Annotated in this window: 13 protein-coding genes; 2 read left to right on the top strand and 11 right to left on the bottom strand. The window is 71.3% G+C overall.

Annotated elements, in window-relative coordinates:
- Positions 1–514: 514 nt before the first annotated feature.
- The 6 genes from ABT369_RS56875 to rpsD form a co-directional block, all read right to left on the bottom strand.
- Positions 515–2,194: an ATP-binding protein gene (locus ABT369_RS56875; RefSeq protein ID WP_350626955.1), complete on the bottom strand. Its 1,680-nt coding sequence runs from the start codon at positions 2,192–2,194 to the stop codon at positions 515–517.
- A 39-nt stretch (positions 2,195–2,233) separates the two neighbouring features.
- Positions 2,234–2,674, bottom strand: a complete 441-nt coding sequence (locus ABT369_RS56870) for a 2OG-Fe(II) oxygenase (protein WP_350626953.1) — start codon at positions 2,672–2,674, stop codon at positions 2,234–2,236.
- Positions 2,671–3,705 (bottom strand): response regulator, encoded by a 1,035-nt coding sequence (locus ABT369_RS56865; RefSeq protein WP_350626951.1) that lies wholly within the window; start codon positions 3,703–3,705, stop codon positions 2,671–2,673. Before ABT369_RS56865 ends, ABT369_RS56870 begins: the two co-directional genes overlap by 4 nt.
- A 453-nt stretch (positions 3,706–4,158) precedes the next feature.
- The gene (locus ABT369_RS56860; RefSeq protein WP_350626949.1) at positions 4,159–4,728 is read right to left on the bottom strand and encodes a 2OG-Fe(II) oxygenase family protein; all 570 of its coding nucleotides are present in this window, start codon (positions 4,726–4,728) and stop codon (positions 4,159–4,161) included.
- Positions 4,729–4,781: 53 nt separating this feature from the next.
- Positions 4,782–5,339, bottom strand: coding sequence for a hypothetical protein (locus tag ABT369_RS56855; RefSeq protein ID WP_350626947.1), 558 nt, complete (start codon positions 5,337–5,339; stop codon positions 4,782–4,784).
- 1,152 nt (positions 5,340–6,491) lie between these two features.
- On the bottom strand, positions 6,492–7,100 hold the full coding sequence (rpsD, locus tag ABT369_RS56850) for a 30S ribosomal protein S4 (protein WP_350626945.1): 609 nt from the start codon (positions 7,098–7,100) through the stop codon (positions 6,492–6,494).
- A gap of 43 nt (positions 7,101–7,143) precedes the next feature.
- On the opposite strand from rpsD, the gene ABT369_RS56845 reads away from it, so the two are divergent.
- Positions 7,144–7,809: a DUF2470 domain-containing protein gene (locus tag ABT369_RS56845; protein WP_350626943.1), complete on the top strand. Its 666-nt coding sequence runs from the start codon at positions 7,144–7,146 to the stop codon at positions 7,807–7,809.
- Between the two features lie 28 nt (positions 7,810–7,837).
- On the opposite strand, the gene ABT369_RS56840 is transcribed toward ABT369_RS56845, so the two are convergent.
- From ABT369_RS56840 to ABT369_RS56820, 5 genes are all read right to left on the bottom strand, one after another.
- Positions 7,838–9,400 carry a methyl-accepting chemotaxis protein gene (locus tag ABT369_RS56840; RefSeq protein WP_350626941.1) on the bottom strand — a complete coding sequence of 521 codons (1,563 nt, stop codon included), beginning with the start codon at positions 9,398–9,400 and terminating at the stop codon, positions 7,838–7,840.
- Between the two features lie 128 nt (positions 9,401–9,528).
- A complete protein-coding gene (locus ABT369_RS56835; RefSeq protein ID WP_350626939.1) occupies positions 9,529–10,914 on the bottom strand; it encodes a carbohydrate-binding protein in 1,386 nt (461 codons plus the stop codon).
- Positions 10,915–11,098: 184 nt separating this feature from the next.
- Complete coding sequence (locus tag ABT369_RS56830) at positions 11,099–11,596, bottom strand: endonuclease V (RefSeq protein ID WP_350626937.1); 498 nt, start codon at positions 11,594–11,596, stop codon at positions 11,099–11,101.
- A gap of 4 nt (positions 11,597–11,600) precedes the next feature.
- The gene (locus tag ABT369_RS56825; protein WP_350626935.1) at positions 11,601–14,066 is read right to left on the bottom strand and encodes an ATP-binding protein; all 2,466 of its coding nucleotides are present in this window, start codon (positions 14,064–14,066) and stop codon (positions 11,601–11,603) included.
- A gap of 15 nt (positions 14,067–14,081) precedes the next feature.
- On the bottom strand, positions 14,082–14,354 hold the full coding sequence (locus tag ABT369_RS56820; protein WP_350626933.1) for a helix-turn-helix domain-containing protein: 273 nt from the start codon (positions 14,352–14,354) through the stop codon (positions 14,082–14,084).
- A 36-nt stretch (positions 14,355–14,390) separates the two neighbouring features.
- Between ABT369_RS56820 and map the strand changes: the two genes are divergently transcribed.
- Positions 14,391–15,158 (top strand): type I methionyl aminopeptidase, encoded by a 768-nt coding sequence (map, locus tag ABT369_RS56815; protein ID WP_350626931.1) that lies wholly within the window; start codon positions 14,391–14,393, stop codon positions 15,156–15,158.
- Positions 15,159–15,293: the final 135 nt, after the last annotated feature.

The raw sequence follows: 15,293 nt of genomic DNA, 5'->3' as shown, positions 1-15,293 counted from the left end.
AACTACTCGCACGACGCGACCTCGGACGACCACGTCTTCGCCGCCGAGGGCAGCGAGAACGCCCACCAGGCCAACTTCAACGAGCTCGACCAGCTCCAGAACAGCTTCGGCAAGTCGTTCATGGAGGGCACCGAGCTCCACGGTGGCAGCGGCCAGTTCGGCGTCGCGGCCAACTGATCCCAGGAACTGCACGAACGGCCGGTCACCCGCGCGGGTGACCGGCCGTTCCCGTCGTGACGGCGCATGTCGAAGGATGAGGCAAGCGGGAGACAAGCACACCGCCGGATCATTGCTTGCAACAGGGCATTCAGCGGAGGTGCGAGATGGACTACAGCGGCCTTCTCCCCATGGCGTTCCCGGCCGCGATGGCGCTCGGCAGGCTCGTCATGTGGGCCTGGCAGCGGCGGCGGCCGAAGCCGGTCGCCGCCGAGCCGCGGCCCGAGCTGAGGGTGATCGTGGTCGTGCCAGGGGCACGGCGGGGCCCGCGCCGGGTCTACGTCCGCCGCGGCAACGGTCAGCGGCCGGGCTCCGCGCCGACGAGGAACAGCCGGAAGGAGGCGCCGCCGAGCGAGGACGGCGCCTCGACCAGCTCCACCGCCCCGCCGAGCATGCCGACGAGCCCGCGGGTGTAGTACAGGCCGTGCCCGTGGCCGTCGCCGCGGGTCGTGAAGCCCGACTCCCAGATGCGCTGGCGGAAGCCGGGCTGCACGCCGGGCCCGGAGTCCTCGATGTCGAGCATGACGATCGTGCGCACCCGGCCGTTCCAGTTGCGCTCGACGGTCTCCGCGGTCAGGCGCAGCTCGCCGCCCCAGTCCGCCTCGATCATCGCCTGCACCGCGTTCTGCACGAGGTTGTTCAACGCCTCACGCAACAGGTACTCGCTGGCCTCGATCCAGATGCCCGGGTCGATGTCGTGCGTGACCACCACGCGCTCGTAGTGATTTTGCTCGATCAGGCGCGTCACGACGCGGACCGCCTCGGCGAGGTTGAGCCGCGACTGCTCGCTGATGTTGACGTTGAGGTGGATCAGCTCGGTCATGATCTGGCCCAGCCGGTCGACCGAGGCGCGAACCTGCTCGAGCTGGCTGTACACCGGCGCGGGCAGCTCCTGGTGCGAGCGCAGCTCGTCGCTGAGCGAGTCGACGGCGAGCTTGGCCAGCCCGGCCTCGTTGCCCACCGTGTGCAGCACGGACTGGATGATCGCGTGCCGGATCCGCTCGGTGTCCTCGTAGCGGCGGCGCTGCTGCTCGCGGGCGAGCGCGGCCATCACGAGCGCGACCGCCGCGTAGCTGCTGAACGGCGCCAGGAGCTCCTTGTCGTCCCCGGTCAGGGGCTCCTCGGCCCGGAAGAACATGATGAGGATGCCCCGCAGCTCGGAGCCGATGTGTAGCGGGCTCGCGACCACCGAGTGGTAGACGTCGTCCCCGGCCTCGATGACGGGGCGGTGGTCGCAGACCATCTCCAGCGCCTCCGACGACACCGTCTTGGCGATGATCTCGGCCTCGGCGACGCGGGGCGCTCCCGGCAGCTCGTCGTAGCCGGGCGCGAGCCGCGGGGTCTCGGCGTCGTCGAACAGCCAGATGCGGCAGAGCGGGTCGCTGAGCAGCATGTCGTGCACGCCGCTGCGCACGGCCTTCACGACCCGCTCCAGGCCCCGCTCGTCCGGGCGGCTCATCGACGCGATCGCCTCGTTGAGCTGCTGGATGCCGCGGACGATCTTCAGCTGCTGGCGCGCCCCGCCGGCGGTGAGGATGGCCAGCTGCCGGGACCGGTTGAGTTGCCGGCTCATCTGCTCGAAGTCGCTGATGTCGATGCCGACCTCGGCGTAGACGTACCGCCGCGCGTTGGCGTCCCAGATGCGGAAGGCGTTGCCGAGCACGGTGTGGATCGTGCCGTCCTTGGAGATGTCGTCGGCGGCGAAGTTCCAGCCGAACTCCTCGCCCTCCTCCACGATGCGCTGGTGCGAGTCGCGCGTCTCGGCGCGCTCGGCCCGGTTGACGAAGAGCTCGACGTAGTTGCGGCCGAGCGCCTCGTCCCGCGTGTAGCCGTACAGGCTCTCGGCGCCGGCGTTCCATTCGCGAATCGCATAGCCCTGCTCGGCGCTGTCCGCGATCCACACCGCGAGCTGCGCCCGCTGCAAGACCTCAAGCAGCAGCGCGGACCCGGCGTCGTCTCGAGCGATGTTGCCGTTCATCCGCTGCTTCCCTCCGAAGGTGGGCGTCCCGGCCCCGGGTCATTCGCCGTAGAGGTACCGGTCGAGGCAGTCCGGCCGCCCGTTCGCGGCGTTGGCGTAGTAGAAGTTCATCGGCACGCTGACCCGGTCCGCCGCACCGCGGACCGGCATCACCGCGTGCGCGGCCCGGCGGGCGTCGAAGAGCAGCAGCTCGCCCGCCCGCGGCCGGACGGCGAGCTCCCAGTCCTCGCCGGGGCTCGTCACCGGGTCGGCCCGGAACACCAGCTCGCCGCCGCCCTCGGCGGGCTGGTCCGTCACGAACAGCAGGCCGGTCAGCGGGTTGGAGTCGACGTGCCACTCGTAGCCGTTGCCCGTCCGCAGCACGTTGACGTTGATCGCGGAGCGCTCGTCCGCCGAGCCGGCGAATTCGCCGAACTCTCGTTGCCGGGACGTCGGGGAGTCGCCGCAGTGGCAATACCCGTTGTCGGTGGGTCCGGTCATGCCGCGGCCCCTGAGCCTTGATTGTCCAGCGGCCAGTGCCGCACGTACTGCAGGAAGATCTCGTCGAGCTCCGCCGGGGCGGCCAGCTCCATCTGCTGCAGCGTGATATCGCTGTCGCGGTCGAACTGCTCGATGCGGTCGGTGCAGCGCTCGAGCTCGGTGTAGGCGGAGCGCTCGCCCGTGCGGATGCCGCGCCGGGCCGCACTCATCTGCTGGTTGAGCCGCCGCTGCACCTGGATCGCGTGGGAGCGCAGCCGGGCCGTGGCCCGCTGCCGGGCGGCCTCGGGCGCCTCGTTGAACATCTGCGCGACGGCGTCCCGCACCCCGTTGGCGCTGTAACCGTCGGCGCCCTTGACCAGGATGTCCATGATGCCGTACACCCGGCGCATCTGCTCCTGCGAACCGGGCGGCGGGCTGGCGGTGATGAGCACCCGGGGCAGTTCGGGCCGCCGGTCGCGGATGTAGGCCAGCACCTCGAGGCCGGCCGAGTCCATGCGCTCGGTGAGGTGCAGGTCGATGAGCGCGCCGTCGATGTCGTCGATCTGCTCGATCACCACCTGCATCGCCTCGGTGAGCGTGAGGGCGATCCGCGTGTCGTAGTCGATCAGGATGCTGGCGAGCATCTCCGCGACCTTGGCCTCGTTCTCGACGATGAGCAGCCGGTGCCGGCGGACCGGCGCGGCCGGCGCAGGCCAGGCCACGTCGGCGGTGAGGTCCGGAAGGCGGTCGGCGAACTCGTCGAGCTCGCCCCGGATCTGGCGCACCTCCGCCGCCGGCAGCCGGTTGATGTGCCCCAGGAACTGCTCGAAGGCCCGCATCAGGGGCGCCCACTCGCCGCGCGGCAGGAACTCGAATACCGTGCGTGGGTCGCCCCGCCACATCGACAGCAGCCGGGCGATCTCATTGATCTGGAGCCCAGGCGCCTGGACGCTATCGATGAAGTCGAGCGCGTCGACCTCGACGCGCTCGAGGTCCAGCTGATAGCCGTCACCGTCAACCCCGGAAATCGGTACATCGAATAGCCCACTCATGCGGGCTACCTGCGCGTCCAGACTCATCACGCTTCGGCCGAACATGCCGGACCCATCGCTCGAAGCGATGCCGATGAGCTCCGTGGCGGTCCGCGGCTGTCTCGCCCGGAGCGCCAAGGCGATCAGCAGTCGATGCACGACGTGGTCACCTCGCGGTGACAGCGGCTGCCCAACTTTGTCGTAGACCCGTAGGGCTCCCAGCAGTTCGATTCGATGTGCGGCGCCTGTGCGTTCCACCCGCATCCTCCGCTCTGACAGATCGGAAAGGCATGACGTCGGCGTCAAACGATCTTGTAAGAGACTTGACCTTGGCGACGCGGTGACCGCCGGCGTTCTCGCCGGGCTCAAATAAGTAGATGGCCGAAGGCAATTGTCGCCACCCAGACTTTGAGGGAAGTTTCTTCCAAGCAGAAATTACCCCCGCCACCGACAACCCGGCCGAGGCTAACCAATTTATTGATACAGGTAGTCATCGAGGCCGTCTGGACGATCCTGACACTCGGCGTCCAGGTAGAAATTCATGACGACAGTGATTCGGATCCGGTCGGTCTTGATAGGGAGCACGGCGTGAGGCGTCCTACGCGCGTCGAACAGAAGAAGGTCTCCAGACCTCGGCTCAACGAGAAGATCGCCCCCTTCGGTCCTGAAGAGGAGTTGGCCCCCATCCTCCGCTTGATGAGAAGTTACGAACAGCAACGCGGTGAGTGGATTCGAGTCGAGATGCATCTCGTAGCGTCCGCCTCGCTGTTCGAGAATGTTGATGTTCACTCCACTCCTGACGTCCATCGACGGATAATACGGACATCCGAGCTGCGACTTAGCGAGCTCCGGAATCGCCGACCGGTATGCACTATTCAACCATGGCAGGCCCTCGGCAACGCGATCACCCGACACAAGTCGATAGCTTATGTTCACTCCTGGAGGTTCGAGACTTGTCGAAAGACCTCCACGAAGCCAGGAGGGCATGCCGGCAGTGCCACAAAGCTCCACCACATCGGCGACCCAACTCTCGGGAACGTCCATGAGCTCTTCCAGACGGTGGATCAGATGGTGCGGGGGAACGGGCATGATGCCAGTCATCGAACGCCCTCTCCTGACAACCCCTCCACAGCCTCACCAGTCACTGCTGGACCACCCCCATTTGGGTGCGGTGTCGCGGAATTTACCAGAATCCGATCGGCGAGTTCGATGAACTTCGCGTTGAAGTTTCGCCGGCTCAAAGCCTTTTCATGCACGATCTCCATCGCGGGGTGCCCCTTGAAAGCCGACAGATCATTCACCCATGCACTTATGAGTTGATCCCGGTCCTCCCCGGTGAGCCCATAGTCCAGCTTACTGTTCGACAATATGAAGTACATGCGACTTACATGTATATACGTACCGTACATGAACGGGAATGATCGACAGTCGTCGTCGGACAGCCGCTCCAGGTCGAAGCTACGGTAGATGCCACGAATCAGGGCCGGATCCGCACCGACGAGATCATGGACCAGAGAATCCCCCGCACTCTCCGCCTGCAAGACGAAGTCAATGCCGCGCGAAGCCCGGTACTTCTGGATGCTGACCGCCGCAAGCACCAGCGACAGAACCAACAGAACCATGCTGGCGATTTGATAGATATCGTCGAACTTCATTGAAACCCGACCCCGCCCTCTGTAGGGACTCCGCAGTCGACGGTAGCATCGGATCGCAACGGCTTCTCCTGCCAGAGCGCGGCCCGACGCCGTCATTTGATCAATTCGGCAAGATGCGCCCAAGCTCATCATGATCGGAAATGATGCAGGCACCCTCCATCTGGGATGACCCTGCTTGACAAAGGCCCTGCCGACCGCGAGACCGGCCGGCGTTGCATCGCTCGTCAGCCTTTCGCTCGACGATCCGGGCTACAGAACCGCGTCACGAGCCCCCAGCGACCATAATGCGCATCCACAACACGGGAGCCGGAGTCGTCGGCAACGCCGATCATGTCCAGCGCGGCGGCGTCGCCCTCGAGTCCTGCCGAACCATTGGGGATCTCCGCCGCTTGCGCGCGGACGACCTGCACCGATCGTCGACTCGCATCAGCCGGTCAATCCGCTTCTGGCCCGTGCCCGGAACAAACACTAAGCAGCACGGCGCCAGAAAGTTGGCGCCCAGGAGATCACGAGGACGTCGTCCGACGCGTTCGCACGGTGCTAGATGTGGCCGCCGCCGGGCGACGTCGCGGAGCACCGGTAAGGCACCGCCAGAGCTCGTCGATCCGAGCCTTGCCCGTGTCGATCTCCGGCACGCCGCGTGCGTTTCCCGTACGCCGGCCGGATCGCCGAGGGATTCATCTGCGATGCGCGCCGCGATGGATTCTGACACCGCTCCGGCCGTCCGCCGCTTTCTCCAGAGATGCAACTCCAGCGGCGCCCAAGGAATTCGTCGCAACAGCAGCCGATGCCGTGAGGTCGCCGCGCGGCATCGACGTCCGCCCGAACAGAGGCGGCAGGGAGGGCTAAGCATCGTCGCCTGCGCCTGCCCGCCCGAGGAGGCCATCGTCGTACGACTCCCTTGGCCGCAGGAAGCCGCACTCTCGCGCCCCAAAAGCACTGATCGCGAACCGTCCGCTGAGCCGACTACGCGGGTGGCCAGTCCGGCTACGCCGACCGCCAAAGCCGACCCCGCCACCCGCATACGCTGCTTCGACCGGCGGCATTCGAAACTCGATACGAGTGGGCGGGGCCCGAAAAAGCGGGCAGGCCGGTCCGCTTTACGACGACGGCCGACCAGGAGATTCCTCTGGCCGGCCGTTTCGCTGCGCGTCAGCGGCTGTAGAACTCGACGATCAGCTGCTCGTCGCAGAGCACCGGGATCTCCTGGCGCAGCGGCAACCGGATCAGGCGCGTGGTCAGGCCGGCCAGGTTTGTGTCCAGGTAGGGGGCGGTGCGCTCGGCCGTGTGGGCGCCCGCGGCGGCGACCATGAACGGCGTCTTCGTGCGGCTGCGCTCGGCGATCTCGATGACGTCGCCGGGGCGGACACGGTACGACGGGCGGTCCACCCGCCGCCCGTTGACGTTCACGTGCTGGTGCGTCACCACCTGGCGGGACTGGTAGATCGTGCGCGCGAACCCCGCCCGCAGCACCAGCGCGTCCAGCCGCAGCTCAAGGTCCACGACCAGCTCCTCGCCGGTCTTGCCGGGGCGGCGCACCGCCCGGTCGAAGGCGGCCCGCATCTGGTTCTCGCGGATGTTGTACTGCGCCTTCAGCCGCTGCTTCTCCAGCAGCCGGACTTTGTAGTCGCTGACCTTCGGGCGTGCGCGGCCGTGCTGGCCGGGCGGGAACGGACGCCGCTCGAAGTACTTGACGTCCTTGGGGGTCAGCGCGATGCCCAGCGCGCGGGAGCGGCGGACCTTGGGGCGTGACTGGTTCACGGGGCTCCTTTCGAATAAGGTAAGCCTAACCTTAGGAGGTCGGATGTCAACGCTCCCCACCCCGGCCGAGCGCCTGCGCTCGCTGCTGGCCGCCGCCGGCTCGCTCACCCTGCACGTCCCCGGGCGCCGCTGCGACCTGGTCGGCGCGCACCGGGTCGAGGGCGGGCGCATCCTGCTCGACGTGCCGCTCGACGCCATCAGCGGCGACGACGACAGCGCCGCCGTGCTCGAGCTCACGGATGTGGCCCCGACCTCGGTGCGCTCGCGAGTGCGGGCCCGGGCCACGTTCGGCGGCTGGCTCGGCGTGCATCCGGCGGGCGGGCTGGCGCTCGATCTGGCCGAGGCCACACTGCAGGACCCGGCCTACGGGCGCGACGCCGAGATCACCGTCGACCCGGACGCGTTCGCCGCCGCCGAGCCCGATCCGCTCGCGCACGTCGAGGCGGACATGCTGTGCCACCTCAGCGACGCGCACCCCGACGCCGTCGACCGCCTGGCCCGGCTGGTGCCGCCGCATCACCTGCACGGCGTCAAGCGCATCGTGCCCGTGCGCCTCGACCGGTACGGCGTGGTCCTGCGCCTGGAGTTCGCGGAGCGCGCCCGCGACGTACGACTCCCGTTCCCGACGCCCCTGAACCGCCCCGAGGAGGCCGGCGACCGGATGCAGGAGCTGTATGCGCAGGCCCGCTGCTGCCGGGGCGGGCACTAGGCACCGCGGGCACTAGGCACCTCGGGCACTAGACGCTGAAGCGCGACACGAGCGTGCGCAGGTGGCCGGCCGTCTCGGTGAGCGACGACGCGGCCCGGCTCGAGGCGGCGGCCGCCTCGGTGACCGCCTGCGCCGTCGTCGCCAGGTGCGTCACGTTCGCCGCGATCACCTGCGTCCCGGCGGCGGCCTCGCTCACCGAGCGGTTGATCTCCTCGGTGGTGGCCGTCTGCTCCTCGACCGCGGACGCGATGGTGTTCTGGTAGTCGTTGATCTCGTCGATGATCCCGGCGATGCGCCCGATCGCCTCCGTCGTCGCGCCGGTGTGCGTGCGGATCGACTCGATGCGCCGGGCGATGTCCTCGGTGGCGCGGGAGGTCTCCTGGGCCAGGTCCTTGACCTCGCCGGCGACGACCGCGAAGCCCTTGCCGGACTCGCCGGCCCGGGCCGCCTCGATGGTCGCGTTGAGCGCGAGCAGGTTGGTCTGCGCCGCGATGCTCGTGATCGTCTTGAGCACCTCGGCGATCTCGCCGGAGGCCACCCCCAGCAGCTGTACCGTGCCCGAGGTCTGCGCCGCCGTGTCCACGGCGCCCGTGGCGACCACCGCGGCCCGGGACGCGTTCTGCGCGATCTCGGCGATCGCCGCGGTCATCTCCTCCGAGGCGGTGGCCACCGTGCTCACCCCGGCCGAGACCTCCTCCGCCGCCGAGGCCGTGGTCTGGGCCTGCAGGTTCGCGTTGTCGGCGCTCACGGCCGTGTCCCCGGCCGAGCGGCTCAGGTCGCCGGCGGTGTCGGTCAGCGAGGTCGCCGTCGAGCCGAGCGCGCCGACCGTCTCGCGCATCGCCGCCGTGGCCCGGTTCAGCGCCCGGCTCATGTCCGCCAGCTCGTCGCCGCCGCGCACCGCGACGCTGCCGGTGAGATCCCCCTCGGCGACCCGGCCGAGGGCCGCGACCGCCGTGCGCAGCGGGCGCACGATCCCGCGCACGATGACGATCGCGACCGCGGTCACGACCACCAGGGCCGCGAGCGGGATGACGACCGCGAGCCAGGCCCCTCGGGTGACCTGCCGCTCCCCGGCCGCGGTGGCGTCGGCGATGGTCGTGGTGTTGAGGTCCTCCAGCTCGGTGAGGCCCTTGAAGATCTTGTCCTCGAGCGGGCCGAGGACGTCGTTCGAGGCCTTGGTCGCCGCGGCGGTGTCCCCGGCCTGGGCCAGCGCGACGACCTTCTGGGCCTCGCTCTCGTACGTCGCGTCGGCGCTCGTCACCGTGTCGAGCACGGCCGCCTCGTGGGGCGAGACGTCCAGCCGGCGGTAGGCGTCGAGCCACTTCGCGAACTCGGCGTGGTCGTCGTTCCACTCCGTCAGGAACTCGCGGTCCCCGCCGGCGATGTAGCTGCCCAGGTCGTCGGCCTGCCCGGTCTTGGCCACCTCCATCTCGAGCGCGGCCCGCACCGAGGGGTGGTCCTGCTTGGACACCTCGTCGAAGCGGCTCGCCAGCCCGTTCAGGAGCGCGCCGAGGACCACGGCGGTGGCGGCGATGCCCAGCGCGGCGAGCACGATGAGCGCCGCGAGCTTCCGGGCCACGGTCACCTTCATGTCCGACTCTTCGGCGCCCGGCCGCGACAGGTGAGCGAAACGGGGCGGGCCGCGACCGGTGGGCGAAATGGGGCGAGGCCGCCGCCCGATGACCCTTCGGGCGGCGGCCTCGTCACTGGTGGTGCCGGTCAGCAGGCTCCGTTGTCGGTCCACACGTTCTGCGAGTTGTTGCCGGGGATGTCGCCCTGGGTCCACCACTTCGCGGTCCACTTGTGACCGCCGTAGGAGACCGTCGCCCCGCCGCTGTACGCGGTGCCCGAGTTCCAGGCCGCCGGGCAGGTCGGCGGCTGCGTGGTGCCCCCGCCGCCGCACGCGCCCTGGTCCACCCAGACGCTCGCGGTGCCGGGCGTCTCGCCCTGGGTCCACCAGGCCGCCTTGTAGGTGTGGCCGTTGTACGACACCAGCGCGCCGCCCGAGTACGCGGTGCCCGAGTTCCAGGCCGCCGCGGTGCACGCGCCGGTGCCGGGCGTGGTGGGCGGCGGGCCGCCCGTGGTCGGGTTCGTGGTGGGCGGCGTGGCCCCCGCGAAGCGGGCCGTGTACTTCGTGAACTCCCAGTCCGTCTGCGGCACGCTGCTGCAGGTGCCCGACGTGGTGGACTGGTTCGGGTCGGCGCACTGGCGGTCGCGGTTGACCGACCAGTACGTGTACCGCGCCAGGTGGTGCGAGGTCGCGTAGTCGAGCACGGTCTGGAAGTCGGCCTGGCGGAAGTACTCGCCGGCGTCGCTGCGCCCGTTCATCAGCGAGACGCCCTCGTGGGCGTAGGCCGTGGCGCTGTCCCAGCCGAACGTGCTCATCAGGATGCCGTGGAACGCCTCGGCCGCGGCGGTCTGCGAGGACGCGCCGTTGAAGCCGCCGTCGAACGGCATGATCGAGTAGTTGTTCGGGGTGAAGCCGAGGCTCTTGGCGTTCTTGAGCATCTCGGTGCCGAACCAGCCCGTGCCCGCCGCCGTGCCGGCCGTGGTCACGGAGACGTACAGGCCGGGGTTGTCCCGCTGCAGGATCTGCGCGGCGCCGAGCTCGTTGTTCACGGCCGCGGCGTTCTCGTACTCCGGCTCCTCGAGGTCGAAGTCGATCGCCTTGAGGGAGTACTTGGTGACCACCTGCTGGTAGGCGGCGGCGGTCGCGGCCGGGGTGCCGCAGGTCTGGCCGAGCTTGGTGCCGCCGTACCCGCCGATGGAGACGCTCACGTCGCCGCCGGCGGCCCGGATGCGCGAGATGAGCGCCGCGGCCTCGGTGTCGGAGGAGACGGCCCGGGTGCCGTCCCACGTGGGCGTGCAGCCGCCGCCGTTGGGGGCGAGGATGAACGCCAGCTGGAAGGCCTTCTGCCCGGTCGCGTTCATGACCGCGACGGCGTCGGGCGGGCTGTTGTCGAACGGCATCAGGTACGGCGCCGAGGCGTACCAGTTGCTGGTCAACGCGGCACTGGCGGACTGCGCGTTGATCACGCCGAGGGTCGTCGCACCCAGGGTGGCGGCGGCGGTCAACGCGAGGGGGATCAGGGTTTTGCGTTTCATGGACCCCTCCACGAGCACTACGGACGTGACGCTAACTGTAAACAAAGTTAAGCGTTGTGGAGGGAACGTACAACGTTGTCGATGCCTCCGCAAGTGCTCTTAAGGTCCTTAACAGTTTGAATATTCTCTATGCCTCGCGACGGCCCCCTTCCGGCATCCCGAAGGGCGGCGCACCGCGGCGTGCCTACGCCCGGCCCCGCGCGAGCGCGTCGACGCGGCGCAGCGCGTCCGGCATCCGGAAGGGGCCGCACATCCCGGTCACGAAGGCGGCCGCGTCGGCCGGCGGCAGGCCGGTCGCGGTGACGTACAGCGGCTTCGACGCCCCGCCGCGCAGCACCGGCACCGCGTGGGTCGCGGTGTGGAAGGACGTCTTGGCCACGCCGATCACCGGGATGCCCAGGGCCTCGTGCACGTGGGCGCCGAGCCCGGGCCGCCCGTCGGGGTCGAGGTCCACGTAGCCGTCGACGATCAGCAGCTCGACGGGGTCGACGCCGGCCAGGACGGCCCGGATCGCCGGGAGCTCGCGCCGGTAGAACTGCCCGGGGACGTACGCCTCGACCTCGTCCAGCCACGCGACGCGCTCGGTCTCGACCGCGAACCCGGGCAGGGAGCCGGCCACGAGCGCGGCCCGGCCGCCGCCCGAGTCGGGGTAGTCCACGTCGACGGCGCCGCTGCGAATCATGGGGTCAAACTAGCCCGAGCCGCCGCGCGGCCGCCGCGGCCTGGGTGCGCGAACTCGCCGACAGCTTGGCCAGGATCGCCGAGACGTGGTGCTGCACCGTCTTCTCGGACAGCGTCAGGGCCGCGGCGATCTCGGCGTTGGAGCGCCCGTCGGCGAGCAGCCGCAGCACCTCGGCCTGCCGGCCGGTCAGCCCGGCGGCGTTCGCGGCGGTCGCCGGCCGGGGCCCGCGCGGCACCCCGCTCACCCCGCGCCGGCGCAGGTCCGACCGCAGCCACGCGGCCGCGCGCCCGGCCCCGAGCGCGTCCAGCGCGGCGAGCGCCTCCCCGGCCGCGGCCGCGTCCCCGAGCCCCAGCGCGTGCACCCGCGCGAGGTGCCGCCCGGCGCGCGCGAAGCCGTCCGCCGCCGCCCGCCAGTCCACATCGGACGGTGCACCGGTCGCCCGCAGCAGAGCGAAGGCCAATTCCCGGGTGTACCTGCGGTGCCCGACCGACTCCGCCAGCTCGAGCCCCCGCCGGGCCTCGGCCGCGGCGCGCCCGGCCTCGCCGAGGTGGAGGAAGTGCTCGGCGCGGGCGATCGCGACCGGCCCGATGCGCTGCAGCTCCTCGGTCGCGAGCGCCTCGCGCAGGGCCGTGTCCAGGGTCGCCCCCGCCTCCGGCTCGCCCCGCGCGGACTGCACCCGGCCCCGCGCCACGAGGGCGGGCAGCGGCCCGACCCCGCCCCGGCTCGGGTACGCCAGCGACTCCTCGGCGTCGGCCAGCGCCGCCTCCCACTCGCCCGCCTCGACCCGCACGGCCGCGCGGACGCCGAGCAGGTACTGCCGGTAGCCCCCGAGATCGCGCGCGTCGGCGTAGGCGAACGCGAGCTCGATCGCGGCCAGGGTCGCGGCGAGGTCGTCGCCGGTCCACAGGTCCGTGGCGGCCCGGTTGACCAGGGCCCGGGCCGCGTGGTCGGCGAGCCCGGCCGCGTCCGCGCGCTCGTGCAGCCGCACCAGCTCGGCCGCCGCCCCCGGCTCGCCGCGCACCAGCCGGGCGGTGGCGACGTTGATGCCGGCGTGCACGGCGGTCTCGCGGTCGCCGAGGCGCTCGGCCAGCTCCGCCGCGCGGGTGCCCCACGCGACGGCCGGCTCGACCTCGTAGGCGAGCATGTGCAGCTGGGCGCGGGTGCTCAGGGCCATCGCGAGCTCGCGCCCGGGCGGGCCCTGGCTGAGCGTCGCCACCGCGTCCTCGACCGCGCGCCGGGCCAGGGCCGTGTCGCCGCTCCACCAGGCCAGGCGCGAGATCCAGCGCTCGTTCGCCCCGGCGTTCTCCCAGTCGCCGGCCGCGCGCCGCCGCCCGGCCGCCCGCCGGCGCGCGTCGAGGGCCTCGGCGGGCAGGCCGGCCAGGTACGCCTGGAACGCGTAGGCCTCCAGGGCCTCCACCCCGGCGTCGAGGTCCACGACGGCCCGGTAGTGCGCCGCGGCCTCACGATGTGCGCCCTGGGTGGCGGCGGATTCGGCGGCGATCAGGCAGTACCGCCGCAGCAGTTCCGGCTCTTCACAGTGTCTGGCGTGATGGGCCAGGCGGGCCGGATCGACCCCGGGGCGCGCCTCGAGGCGCTCGACCGCCCGCCGGTGCAGCGCGCGGCGGCGGCCCGGCGGCAGCGCGTCCTCGACGGCCCGGCGCAGCAGCTCGTGGCGGAACCCGGCCCCGCCGTCCGCCGCGACCAGCACGCCCGCGGCCACGCAGCGGTCCACGAGCGCCCACTCGGCGTCGTCGGCCCCGTCGAGGCGCTGCATGACGGCCGCGAGCTCGGCGAGGTCCCGTGCGGGGGCCGGCAGCCGCTCGATCCTGGTCAGGATCAGGTGTCGTACGGCACCCGCCGGCTCCTCGCTCAGCGCCTCGGTCACGAGCAGCGGATTGCCGCCGGTGAGCTCGTAGACGGTCGCCGGGTCGCGCCCGGCCCGCCCGGCCTGCTCGGCGACGCACGCGCGGGACAGCCGGGGCAGCGGCACCCGGCGCACGACGTCGCGCGGGAAGGCGGCCAGGGTCGCGTGCAGCGGGTGGCCGGGGGTCTCGTCGTCGCGGTAGGTGAGCACGAGCCGCGCCCGCAGCCGCTCGATCCGCCGCGCGAGCAGGACGAGCAGGTCGAGCGAGGCGGCGTCGGCCCAGTGCAGGTCCTCGATCACGATGACCGGCCGCCGCCCGGGGTGTTCGAGCGCGTCCAGCAGGGCGGGCAGCGGCGGCCGCTGGGCGTCCAGGGCCGCGGCGAGGGCGCCGCCGGCCCGGCGGGCGATGTCGTGCCACGGGCCGAGGGCGCGCGGGGTGACCAGGGGGTCGCAGGCGCCCAGCCACACCGGGTCGCGCACGGCGCCGGCGAAGGCCCGCACGAGGCTGGTCTTGCCGATGCCGGCCTCGCCCGCGACCAGCGCGATGCGCCCGTTGCCGAGGCCGCTCAACTCGTCGAGCGCCTCGGTCCGCTCCCACAGGGCCATGGCCGGCGGGACCGGTCAGGCCACGCGGCTGGTCGCCTGCGGCTTGTCGTCCCCCAAGGCCTCGGCCAGCGTGGTCAGGTCCAGCCCGAGCACCCGCGCGAGCGCCGCCACGGTGAAGAACGCCGGGGTCGCGATCGCCCCGCGCTCGATCTTCCGCAGGGTGTCGAGCGAGATCCCGGCCTCGAACGCGACGGCCGCCGCGCTGCGCGCCCCGCGCGCCTGCTGCAGCATTCTGCCCAGCACCAGCCCGCGGTGCCGCTCGTCATCGGTCAACGGGTTGCGCACCATGTAGACGATGATAATCCTGGTATTACAATATCCTTCATGGTGGTGCTGAAGAGTGCGGCGGAACTCGCGACGATGCGCGAGGCCGGCCGGGTGGTCGCCCAGATCCTGGCGGCCGTGAGCGCGGCCGCCAAGCCCGACGCGACCCTGCTGGAGCTGGACGACCTGGCCCGCGAGCTGCTGTCCGAGAAGGGCGCGAAGTCGTCGTTCCTGCACTACCACCCGTCGTTCGCGCCGATCCCCTACCCGGCGGTGCTGTGCCTGTCGGTCAACGACGCCATCGTGCACGGCATCCCCGACGCCCGCCGCCTGGAGGAGGGTGACCTGCTCTCCATCGACTTCGGCGCCCACATCGACGGCTACCACGGCGACTCCGCCGTGACGGTCGGCATCGGCCCGATCGACGAGGCCGCGCAGCGCCTGTCGGACGTGGGCCGGCAGGCCCTGGAGGCGGGCATCGCCGCCGCGGTGCCGGGCAACCGGCTGGGCGACATCTCCTACGCGGTGCAGAGCGTGTGCCGCGCCGCGAAGTACGGCATGCCGACGGGCTACGGCGGCCACGGCGTCGGCACCGCCATGCACGAGGACCCGCACGTGCCGAACGAGGGCCGCCCCGGCCGCGGCCTGACCCTGCGCCCCGGCCTGGCCCTGGCCATCGAGCCGATGGTGGTGGAGAGCGGCTCGGACCGCCATCGGCTGCAACGCGACGGCTGGACGGTCTCGACGGTCGACGGCTCCCGGGCCGCCCACTGGGAGCACACGATCGCCGTCACCGACGACGGCCCGGTGATCCTGACCGCCCCCTGACCCGCCCGGACCCAGCGAAACGGCCGGGGGCCCGCGCGGGGGGGCGGCCCGGGGGGGCGGTGGGGGGGGGAGTTTGGGGGGCCGGCCCACAGGCCCCGGCCCCCCGGGGGGGCGGGGGCCGCCCCTGACAAATGG

Source organism: Dactylosporangium sp. NPDC000244 (assembly GCF_040300725.1).
Lineage (GTDB): Bacteria > Actinomycetota > Actinomycetes > Mycobacteriales > Micromonosporaceae > Dactylosporangium.
This window is presented reverse-complemented; position numbering and strand designations above follow the sequence as displayed.